Here is a 447-nt window from a genome sequence, read left to right as displayed (position 1 = left end):
TCCATCAACACCGAATGAAACGCATGACTCACCGACAACCGCCGCGTACGAACCCCCCGCTCCTCAAGCCGGGCCACAACCTCCAACACCGCACCCTCCACACCCGACAACACCACCGACGACGGACCATTCACCGCCGCAAGCCCCACACCCCCACCCAGCAGCGGCAGCACCAGCTCCTCCGACGCCGCCACCGCCACCATCACCCCACCCGACGGCAACCCCTGCATCAGACGACCACGCGCCCACACCAGACGACACGCATCCTCCAACGACAGAACACCCGCCACATAAGCCGCACACACCTCCCCCACCGAATGCCCCGCCACACAATCCGGCCGCACACCCCACGACTCCACCAACCGGAACAACCCCACCCCCACCGCGAACAACGCCGGCTGAGCAAACTCCGTACGATCCAACACACCACCCCCCTCAACAACCGCC

1 protein-coding gene is annotated in these 447 nt (G+C 66.0%); it reads right to left on the bottom strand.

The window, feature by feature from the left end; genetic code table 11:
- A partial coding sequence (locus tag BIV25_RS46125) for an acyltransferase domain-containing protein (protein ID WP_143076862.1) occupies window positions 1-447 on the bottom strand: 447 nt, incomplete at both ends.

Origin of the sequence: Streptomyces sp. MUSC 14 (assembly GCF_001866675.1) — a bacterium.
Lineage (GTDB): Bacteria > Actinomycetota > Actinomycetes > Streptomycetales > Streptomycetaceae > Streptomyces.
The sequence above is the reverse complement of the archived record's forward strand: the minus strand, read 5'-3'. Positions and strand labels throughout refer to the sequence as shown.